11 protein-coding genes are annotated in these 10,106 nt (G+C 39.6%); all 11 read left to right on the top strand.

The window, feature by feature from the left end:
- The first annotated feature begins 88 nt into the window (after positions 1 to 88).
- The 11 genes from WDC_RS04710 to WDC_RS04660 all read left to right on the top strand — a co-directional run bounded on the left by WDC_RS04710 (position 89) and on the right by WDC_RS04660 (position 10,093).
- Complete coding sequence (locus tag WDC_RS04710) at positions 89 to 949, top strand: bifunctional 5,10-methylenetetrahydrofolate dehydrogenase/5,10-methenyltetrahydrofolate cyclohydrolase (protein WP_044010723.1); 861 nt, start codon at positions 89 to 91, stop codon at positions 947 to 949.
- Entirely contained in the window at positions 942 to 2,291 is a 1,350-nt protein-coding gene (xseA, locus tag WDC_RS04705) for an exodeoxyribonuclease VII large subunit (protein ID WP_044010722.1), read from the top strand. Before WDC_RS04710 ends, xseA begins: the two co-directional genes overlap by 8 nt.
- Positions 2,284 to 2,535: an exodeoxyribonuclease VII small subunit gene (locus WDC_RS04700; RefSeq protein ID WP_044010721.1), complete on the top strand. Its 252-nt coding sequence runs from the start codon at positions 2,284 to 2,286 to the stop codon at positions 2,533 to 2,535. The genes xseA and WDC_RS04700 overlap by 8 nt, the downstream gene beginning before the upstream one ends.
- Complete coding sequence (locus WDC_RS04695) at positions 2,528 to 3,403, top strand: polyprenyl synthetase family protein (RefSeq protein WP_044010720.1); 876 nt, start codon at positions 2,528 to 2,530, stop codon at positions 3,401 to 3,403. The genes WDC_RS04700 and WDC_RS04695 overlap by 8 nt, the downstream gene beginning before the upstream one ends.
- Positions 3,404 to 3,421: 18 nt before the next feature.
- Positions 3,422 to 4,237 carry a TlyA family RNA methyltransferase gene (locus WDC_RS04690; RefSeq protein WP_044010719.1) on the top strand — a complete coding sequence of 272 codons (816 nt, stop codon included), beginning with the start codon at positions 3,422 to 3,424 and terminating at the stop codon, positions 4,235 to 4,237.
- Positions 4,238 to 4,327: 90 nt separating this feature from the next.
- Positions 4,328 to 4,783 carry an arginine repressor gene (locus tag WDC_RS04685; RefSeq protein ID WP_044010718.1) on the top strand — a complete coding sequence of 152 codons (456 nt, stop codon included), beginning with the start codon at positions 4,328 to 4,330 and terminating at the stop codon, positions 4,781 to 4,783.
- Between the two features lie 54 nt (positions 4,784 to 4,837).
- A complete protein-coding gene (recN, locus tag WDC_RS04680; RefSeq protein WP_044010717.1) occupies positions 4,838 to 6,520 on the top strand; it encodes a DNA repair protein RecN in 1,683 nt (560 codons plus the stop codon).
- 141 nt (positions 6,521 to 6,661) lie between these two features.
- Positions 6,662 to 7,864 carry a betaine/proline/choline family ABC transporter ATP-binding protein gene (locus WDC_RS04675; RefSeq protein WP_044010716.1) on the top strand — a complete coding sequence of 401 codons (1,203 nt, stop codon included), beginning with the start codon at positions 6,662 to 6,664 and terminating at the stop codon, positions 7,862 to 7,864.
- The gene (locus WDC_RS04670) at positions 7,857 to 8,486 is read left to right on the top strand and encodes an ABC transporter permease (RefSeq protein ID WP_044010715.1); all 630 of its coding nucleotides are present in this window, start codon (positions 7,857 to 7,859) and stop codon (positions 8,484 to 8,486) included. The genes WDC_RS04675 and WDC_RS04670 overlap by 8 nt, the downstream gene beginning before the upstream one ends.
- Before the next feature lie 12 nt (positions 8,487 to 8,498).
- On the top strand, positions 8,499 to 9,431 hold the full coding sequence (locus tag WDC_RS04665) for an osmoprotectant ABC transporter substrate-binding protein (protein WP_044010714.1): 933 nt from the start codon (positions 8,499 to 8,501) through the stop codon (positions 9,429 to 9,431).
- On the top strand, positions 9,431 to 10,093 hold the full coding sequence (locus WDC_RS04660; protein WP_044010713.1) for an ABC transporter permease: 663 nt from the start codon (positions 9,431 to 9,433) through the stop codon (positions 10,091 to 10,093). The genes WDC_RS04665 and WDC_RS04660 overlap by 1 nt, the downstream gene beginning before the upstream one ends.
- Positions 10,094 to 10,106: the final 13 nt, after the last annotated feature.

The raw sequence follows: 10,106 nt of genomic DNA, 5'->3' as shown, positions 1-10,106 counted from the left end.
AATTTTTGTAGTTTGCTGGGCTTTTTTTATGGCAAAATATGCTAAAATTGTTATTGAGTGAATATGCGGTAGAAAAGGCGGTAAACTAATGACAACAATAATTGATGGCAAAAAGTTAGCACAAAAAATAAATTTGCAAACAACGAAAGAAGTAGCAAAATTAAAGGGCCAAGGCATCAAACCTGGAATTGCTGTTATTCTGGTAGGGGATGACCCTGCTAGTAAAATGTATACTCGTAATAAGCAGCGCAAAGCTGAAAAATTAGGAATGAATTCGATTCTAAAGACTTTTCCAAGCGATGTATCGCAACAAGTAATTTTAGATGAAATTAAAGCATTGAATTCTGACGATACGATCAATGCGATTCTAGTGCAGGCCCCATTACCGCAACAAATCGATGCCGACGTGATTACTAGTGCAATTGTTCCTAGTAAAGATGTTGATGGTTTTCACCCGCAAAATTTAGGGCGGCTATATGCAAACCAAGCTGGCAATTATCCAGTTGCCTGCACACCTAAGGGAATTATGACAATTCTCAAAGAATATCATGTACCACTAGTTGGACAACATGCGGTAATTGTTGGGCGTAGTATCTTAGTTGGTAAACCCATGGCTGCACTACTATTAAATGAAGATGTGACGGTGACGGTTGCAGGCCACCACACTAAAAATTTGGCATCATTAACTAAACAAGCGGATATATTGATCGTTGCCACTGGCGTTGGTCACTTAATCAAAGCAGAATTTGTAAAGCCTGATGCGGTTGTAATTGACGTTGGAATCGACCATGATGACAATGGCAAATTGATTGGTGATGTAGATTTTGATGCTGTCAAAGATGTCGTAGGTGCCATTACACCAGTTCCAGGCGGTGTTGGTCCCCTGACAATTGCCACTTTGATGCAGCAAACAGTTGAGTTAACTAAATGGAGCCAAATAAATGGATAATGATAAATATTTAACAGTTAGCGCGTTAACAAAATATATAAAACGTAAATTTGATGTAGATCCATATTTAGGACGTATTTATCTTACAGGAGAGATTTCTAATTTCAGACCACGACCAAATGCACATCAATATTTTAGTTTAAAGGATGATCATGCAAAAATTAGCGCAATCATGTTTAAATCAGCCTTTACTAAAATAAAATTTCAACCAGAAGAAGGGATGAAAGTTTTAGTTACTGGTCGAATTGGTTTATATGAAGCGAGTGGCAGCTACCAAATCTATGTTGATTCAATGCAACCTGATGGTGTTGGTGCTCTTTATCAAGCTTACGAACAGTTAAAGAAAAAGTTAGCACAAGAAGGATTATTTGATGCTCCCAAGCAATTATTGCCCCAATTTCCCAAAAAAATTGCGGTCGTCACCAGTCCAAGTGGGGCAGTAATTCGTGATATTATCACCACTACTCGTCGTCGTTTTCCAATTGCACAATTAGTATTATTTCCGGCGGTTGTTCAAGGTGACTCAGCTGCTAAAGACATTACGAGACAAATTCAACGAGTTAATGAAAGTGGCACATTTGATACTCTCATTATTGGACGCGGTGGTGGTTCAATTGAGGATCTTTGGCCATTTAACGAGGAAGTTGTGGCACGCGCAATTGCTGCTAGTCAAGTTCCTGTAATTTCGTCGGTTGGACACGAAACTGATACCACAATTGCAGATTTAGTGGCGGATGTGCGGGCCGCAACGCCCACAGCGGCTGCAGAATTAGCAGTCCCAGTATTAACTGATGAATTATTAAAAATTACACAACAACGCCAACGATTGAATAATGCAATGAAAAACAAAATTAGGTTGGCTCAGCAAAATTTAACCAAACTTGAGCACAGTTATATTTTTACACAGCCCAAACGATTATATGAAGGCTATTTGCAAAATGTCGATCAAGTTTCCAATCGCCTCAAACAACAAATTAATGTAACATTGCAACAATGGCAGCAGCAGGTTAAATTAGCAGCTTCAGGGTTATCAATGTATGCGATGAACCAGCGGATAGTTACAGCTACAAACCAGAGCAATGAGCTCCAGCAACGACTTGAACAAAGCGGGATTCGGTTAATTCACGATCATAGAGTCGTGTTACAAAATACGATTGCTTCACTGGATTTTTTAAGCCCATTAAAAATTATGAGCCGAGGTTACACGTATGTCACATATGATAACCAGGTGGTTAAAAGTGTGACTGAGCTGACAACGGGATCACAGGTTAGATTGCATTTTCAAGATGGACAAGTGCAAGCTGAAATTAATCAGATTAACAAGGAGAAAAATAATGACTGAAAAAATGAGTTTTGAAACGCAATTAAAAAGTTTGCAAACCATTGTTGAACAACTCGAACAAGGCGATGTTCCACTTGAAGAGGCTTTAAAACAATTTAAAACCGGGGTAGAACTAAGTCAAGAGTTGCAAAAAACACTAGATAACGCTGAAAAAACGTTAACTAAATTGATGGACGATGATGGCAACGAAACTTTATTTGAGCAATCTAAAAAAATAGAAAGTAAACCAGAAGACGATGAGTAAAAATCTTGAGGACTATCAAAAAATTGTTAATAATTATTTATCAGCTAATGTAAAGATTGGTATTAGTGATCCAGTGCTAGCTAAGGCGATGCAGTATTCCTTGAACGCTGGTGGTAAGCGATTAAGACCAGCATTGACGTTAGCAGTACTAGATGCATTTCAGGTTAAATTTAGCGAGTCGGTTTTAAAGGCAGCTTGTGCGGTTGAATTGTTGCATACTTATTCGTTAATTCATGATGATTTGCCAGCAATGGATAATGATGATTTACGGCGTGGAGTGCCAACTAATCACGTTAAATTTGGAGCTGGAATAGCAACTCTGGCTGGTGACGGTCTGCTAACAATGTCATTTCAATGGCTAACCGATAATAAATTACCTGCTGAAATTAAAAGTGAGCTTGTGTTCTATTTATCAAGATGTGCAGGACCGGCTGGGATGGTTGCTGGCCAAGCAGAGGATATTACTAGCGAAGAAAAGCAACTAACAGTCGATCAATTGGAGCAGTTGCATCTTTTGAAAACGGGCGCGTTAATTTCGTATTCTGTGATGGCAGCTGGGATCATTAGCCAACAAGATAGTCTCATACTGTCATTACTCCAGCAATTCGGTGAGGCCTATGGATTGGCCTTTCAAATTTATGATGATATTTTAGATGTTACAGCAACTGAACAACAGCTGGGTAAGGCAGTGGATAAGGATCAACAAGAACACAAAAATACTTACCCAGGTCTATTAGGATTAACAGGCGCCAAACAGGCTTTGAACCAAGCTCTGACACAAGCACGTCAATTGCGGGCACAACTCAACGCAATTACTGGCCATTCTCTTGTAGGATTAGATGATTTTTTTGCATATTTTAAATTATAAAAGGAGTGCCTGGTGAAAATGGAAAAACAACGAGTAGACATTTTGCTAGTCAGTCAGGGGCTATTTGATTCCTGTGAACAGGCAAAAAGAGCTGTCATGGCTGGCGAAGTACTGGGTCAAAATAGCGAACGTCTTGATAAGCCAGGAGAAAAAATTCCGGTGACCACGACTCTGCACCTAAAGGGACACAAAATGCCCTATGTTAGTCGTGGTGGATTAAAGTTAGCAAAAGCATTGAAAGTATTTAGTATTTCCGTCGCTGACAAGGTTGTGTTAGATATTGGGTCGTCAACAGGTGGCTTTACTGACGTGATGTTACAAAATGGCGCCAAAATGAGTTATGCACTAGATGTTGGTACCAACCAGTTAGTATGGCAATTACGTGAGGATCCACGAGTAGAAGTGATGGAACAGACTAATTTTCGCTACAGCAAACTGGCGGACTTTACAAAAGGACAACCTGAGTTTGCATCAATTGACGTCTCATTTATTTCGTTAGAGTTAATTTTGCCTAACTTGACAACCATCTTAAAACCAGGTGGTGAAGTAGTGGCATTGATTAAACCGCAATTTGAAGCTGGCAAGGATAATGTTGGTAAGCATGGAATTATCCACGATCCAAAAATTCACCAACAAGTATTGGAAAAAATACTAACATTTGCTGCAAACCATTCATATGAAGTGTTAGGACTAGATTATTCTCCGATCAAGGGTGGTCAAGGTAATATTGAATTTTTACTCCATTTAAAATTAACTGAAAGGCCAAATAATTCATTTGCACATGACCTGATTAGTCAGGTTTTACTAGCTGCTCAAACAAATTTAAATCATTAATCGCTAGCTAAATAAAACAGCAAGGCTTTCATTATTTATGCAAATCGAGTATGATGAACGTATAATTAATCAGTTTGTGAGGGATGCTTTATGCGGAAAAGTGAACGCCAACAGTATTTACGGCAACTAATCAATCAAAACAACATTGAACGACAAGAAGACTTTGTCTCCTTGTTAACTCAGGATGGAATTGAAGTTACGCAAGCAACGATTTCTCGGGATATCAAAGAGATGCAGTTGGTCAAGGTTCCGAGCGATGGTGGTGGTTATCACTATAGTTTGCCTGTTCAAAAACAACTGGATACACAAAAAAAATTAAAGAAGACATTGAATAACGCTTTTATTTCGTTAGATATGCTTGAAAAGATGGTTGTCGTGCATGTTCAGCCAGGGAGCGGTCCAGCGCTGGCAACTTTAATTTCACAAATGAATTTTGGAGAGATATTTTGTACAATTGGGGATGACTCAACTGTACTATCAATTTGCCGTTCTATTTCTGACGCAAAGGGTTTTAAAGCAAAAATCAATAGTTTATTGACCAATTAGATTTGTGCCAAATGTTGGATTGGTGAGTCATTTATTACTGGAAGGAGTCAAGGTATGCTGCAGGAGTTAACCATTGATAATTTGGCAATTATTGATCACTTATCACTTGAATTTGGTGATCAGATGACGGTGTTAACCGGTGAAACCGGTGCTGGTAAATCGATTATTATTGATGCCGTTAGCTTATTAGCTGGCAGCAGGGGCTCACAAGAGTTTATTCGACGTGGAGCAGACAAACTCAGTTTGCAAGGTCAATTTTCATTACCAGTGAATCCTAATTTTTTGGCGTTATTAGAACGACTAGGGATTGACCATGAAGATAATAATATTATTATTCAACGTGAAATTCACCGTAGTGGGCGCAATACAATTCGGGTTAATGGGATGCTTATTAATGCAGCAACGCTTCGCCAAATTGGTTCTTACTTAGTTGATATTCAGGGGCAAAATGAACATCAATTGCTGATGCAGCCAGAGCAACATTTGAAGTTGCTAGACGAGTATGCACAAAAAAAGATTGCGGTCAGTTTTGCTGCATACCAGCGGCAATATAGTGAGTATGAACGAGTTAAGCGTGCATTACAGCAAAAACAGACTAATGAAAAACAGTGGGCCCAGCGGCTAGATATGTTACGATTTCAAGTTAAGGAAATTGAGACGGCAAATTTACAGGCTCATGAAGATACGGAACTTGAAAGTGAACGAGAGCGACTTAATCATTTTCAACAAATTAACACTGCATTGCAGACAGCATCAACTGTGTTAAATGGCGATGAAAATGGCGCAGCTTTAGATTCGATTGCACAGGCAATGGCTGCATTACAAGAAATCAGTCAATTTGATGAGTCATATGCTAAACTTACCGACTCTATTTCAAGTGCTTACTATGCATTGCAAGATAGCGCAGCGGATGTTGCTTCCAAGTTAGATTCATTGGAATTTGATGATGCCCGCCTGGATGAAATTGAAACCAGGCTTGCAACTATTGCGGATTTAGAACGAAAATATGGCGATTCAGTTGCACAAATTTTAAATTATTATCAGAAAATCAAAGCCGAACTGGAGCAAATGGAAGCAGCAGAAATTGACAACAGTGATTTAACTGGGCAACTAAAGCAACTGGCAAATCAATTAGATGAAACGGGAGTTAGATTGAGTCAGGAAAGGAAAACAGCTGCTAAGCAGTTAGCAACCGATATTCATCAACAACTCAAAGATTTATACATGGATAAAGCCGTTTTTGAGGTAAAATTCACAGAGCATGAAGAGCAACATTTCTTGACTACTGGTATTGATCAGGTTGAATTTTATATTCAAACCAATACTGGTGAATCATTGGGCCCGCTGGCTAAAATTGCGTCTGGTGGTGAATTATCACGAGTGATGTTGGCACTAAAAACTATTTTTGCAAAGAGCCAAGGTATCACCAGTATCATCTTTGATGAGGTTGATACAGGTGTTAGTGGGCGTGTGGCACAGGCCATTGCAGAAAAAATTAAGTTAATTGCTGGTCATTCGCAAGTGTTATGTATTACGCATTTGCCCCAAGTTGCGGCAGTGGCCACCCATCACTTATTGATTCAAAAACAAGTTCAACATAAACGTACTACTACTTCAGTCGAGCGTCTGACACAAGATGAACGAGTAACTGAACTGGCACGTATGTTAGCTGGCGCTGAAATTACAAAATTAACGTTGGAGCATGCACAAGAATTATTAAAGATGGCTCAAAATTAAATCGAAATAGGCAAAATAGCATGTAAATGTACTATTTTGCCTATTTATTTACACGAATTAGTGGGTCAAAATTTGCATTTACCACCCTGTTTAAGATATTGTACAGATAACATGATAGAATTTAGAAAAGGGGGGACCGTTGTGCTACTTTCATTACAACACTTACGAAAAGAATATCCCGGTGGAAAAGTTGCGGCGGATGATGTTACCTTGGATATCAACGCAGGTGAATTTATTTGTTTTATTGGTACCTCTGGTTCAGGTAAAACCACAGTTATGCGGATGATCAACCGAATGTTGCCGCAAACCTCAGGCAAGGTCCTAATTAATGGCAAAGATATTGCAACCATGGATCCGGTTAAACTGCGTCGCCAGTTAGGCTATGTGATCCAAAATGTTGGGTTAATGCCTCATATGACAATTCGAGACAATATCACATTAGTGCCACGGTTATTAAAATGGTCAAAAGAAAAGCAAGCAAAACGAGCATTAGAACTAATTAAACTGGCACAATTACCTGAAGACTTTTTAGACCGGTACCCAGCTGAACTGTCTGGTGGGCAGCAACAACGGATTGGAGTTGTAAGGGCTTTTGCAGCCAATCAAGACATTATTTTGATGGACGAACCCTTTGGTGCGCTTGATCCAATCACCAGAGAATCACTCCAGGATTTAGTTCAGGACTTGCAGCAACGACTACACAAGACATTTATTTTTGTGACTCATGATATGGATGAGGCATTAAAATTAGCCACCAGAATTGTGATTATGTCTGAAGGTAAGGTTGTTCAAATTGATACACCGGATAATATTTTGAAACATCCGGCCAATGACTTTGTGGCGCATTTAATCGGTGAGGATCGACTTATTCAGGCACGTCCCAGTGTTACAACGGTTGGCCAAGTTATGTTGACATCGCCAATTTATATTACGCGTGACCAATCGTTGCCAACAGCTTTGAAAATGATGCATGATAAAAGGGTTGATACACTCCTAGTCACTGATGAAAATCGTCATTTGGTTGGTATTATCGGGATTCAAGAGTTAGATGCCCATTTTTATTCAAATCAAAATGTTGGTCAAATAATGAACGACAAGGTGTTTTATGTCCGGCAGGAGTCAATTATTCGTGATACGATCGATCGGATTTTAAAACAAGGATATAAAAACGTTCCGGTTGTTAATGATGAAGGTCAATTAACTGGGATTGTGACACGGGCAACACTTGTAGATATGGTGTATGATGCTTTATTTGGTCAAAGCACTGATGAAACTAAGGATAATGGGGCAAAACGAGTTACCAGCGAAAAGAATGATGGGGAGGGGGCGACACAAGATGATTGAATTCTTACGAGCAAATGGTGTCCAATTGATTTTTAAAATTTGGCAGCATATCTATCTTTCGTTTATTTCGCTTGGGCTAGGAATTATTGTTGCGGTTCCAATCGCAATCTTACTTACACGGCTAAAAAAAATCGCAGGATTTGTCATCGGTTTGGCCAGTGTGTTGCAAACAGTTCCCTCGATGGCCCTGTTAGCGATGATGATTCCCATTTTTGGTGTTGGTAGCCTCCCCGCCATTGTGGCACTGTTTATTTATTCATTATTGCCAATCCTACGGAACACATATCTGGGACTAGAAAATGTTGATCCTGCTGTGTTAGACGCTGCTAAAGGAATGGGAATGAGTAATGTTCAATCAATCATGCAAGTTGAATTGCAACTGGCCGCGCCAGTAATTATGGCTGGTATTCGGCTCTCAGCGACATTTGTGATTGCTTGGGCAGCCTTAGCATCTTACATTGGTGCTGGTGGCTTGGGCGACTTTATTTTTAATGGTTTGAACTTATATCGCAGTGATTTAATTTTGGCCGGTTCAATTCCAGTGATTATTTTGGCCTTAATTACCGATTTTATTTTGGGTAAAATTGAATTAATGGTCACCCCAAAAACGTCTCAAGCGTAGGAGGAGGCAACCATGAAAAATAAAAAAAGAGGATTATTGCTACTAGCCGTACTAACCACACTGCTGCTCACGCTGAGTGGCTGTGGTTTCCCGGGTTTGAACTCCTCAACAGACAATACGGTTAGAATTGCAGCTTTGAATACAACAGAACAGCAGATTATTGCGGCAATTGATAAGGGAATGATTGAACATTACACTCCGTTAAAGGTGTCAATCATAAATAACTTAGGTTCGTCCAATGTAAGTTTTGCGGCGTTAAAACGAGGCGATGCTGATTTGTCAGCTGCACGTTATAATGGAACTGATTTAACTGATATTTTGGGCAAAACCACGTCGCATAATACCAAGAAAGATAGTGCAATTGTAAAACGTGAATTTCAGGATAAATATCATTTAACCTACTTGCCAACATATGGTTTTGCTGATACGTATGCGTGGATGGTAACAAAGCAAACAGCAAAGAAAGATCATCTGAATACCGTTTCTGATTTAAAAAAATACGCACCACAAATGACAGTTGGTGTTGAGCAAGCGTGGATTAACCGAAAAGGTGATGGCTATACAGATTTCAAGAAGATGTATGGTTTTTCATTTGGTAAAGTTTATCCAATGCAAATTGGATTAGTGTATGATTCACTAGCTGCCGGTAAAATGGACGCGGTCCTAGGCTACTCAACAGATGGCCGGATAGGTAGCTATAACCTGAAGTTGTTGAAAGATGATCGTCAGTTTTTCCCACCATATTATGCTAGTCCGGTGGCGACCAATAAAATATTGAAGCAACATCCAGAACTCAAAACAGTGCTTAAGCGTTTAGGCGGTAAGATTTCGCTTAAAACAATGCAGCAATTAAACTATCAAGTTGACAATGATCTGGAAGAGCCAGAAGTAGTGGCGAATAAATTTTTGAAAGCCCATAATTATTTTGAAGGAAGTGACAATTAATGGCTCATTTGAATATCTGGCAGCAATTAGTCGAATATTTCATGAATAACGGCATGTATGTGTTAGCACAGTTTAATCGTCACTTCTTGATTTCAATTTATGGTGTCATTATGGCTGCGATTGTTGGTGTTCCACTAGGAATTGTGATTGCCCGTTATCGTAAACTGAGCGACTGGGTTATTGGTATTGCTAATGTGATTCAAACGATTCCGTCACTGGCAATGTTGTCGATCATAATGCTAGGACTCGGTTTGGGAGTGAATACGGTTATTGTGACGGTCTTTCTTTATTCTTTGCTACCAATTGTTAAAAACACCTATACTGGAATGGCCAATGTTAACGAAGATGTGTTGGATGCTGGCCGCGGCATGGGGATGACGTCGTGGCAGCGCCTGCGCTTCATTGAGTTGCCATTGGCGTTGTCAGTGATTATGGCAGGGATTCGGAATGCATTAGTACTAGCAATCGGGATCACTGCGATTGGTTCGTTTGTTGGTTCAGGTGGATTGGGTGATATCATCATTCGAGGAACTAACGCAACTAATGGTGGTGCAATTATTTTAGCTGGTGCACTGCCAACTGCAGTGATGGCAATTATCTCAGACGCCGTCTTGGGTTTCATTCAGAAAAAATTTGATCCAGCAACGCGCAGTCAAAGTTAGTCCTACCATTCAA

The organism is Paucilactobacillus wasatchensis (genome assembly GCF_000876205.1).
Taxonomy (GTDB): domain Bacteria; phylum Bacillota; class Bacilli; order Lactobacillales; family Lactobacillaceae; genus Paucilactobacillus; species Paucilactobacillus wasatchensis.
Note: the sequence above shows the minus strand (reverse complement) of the source record. Positions and strands in the feature narration are given on the sequence as shown.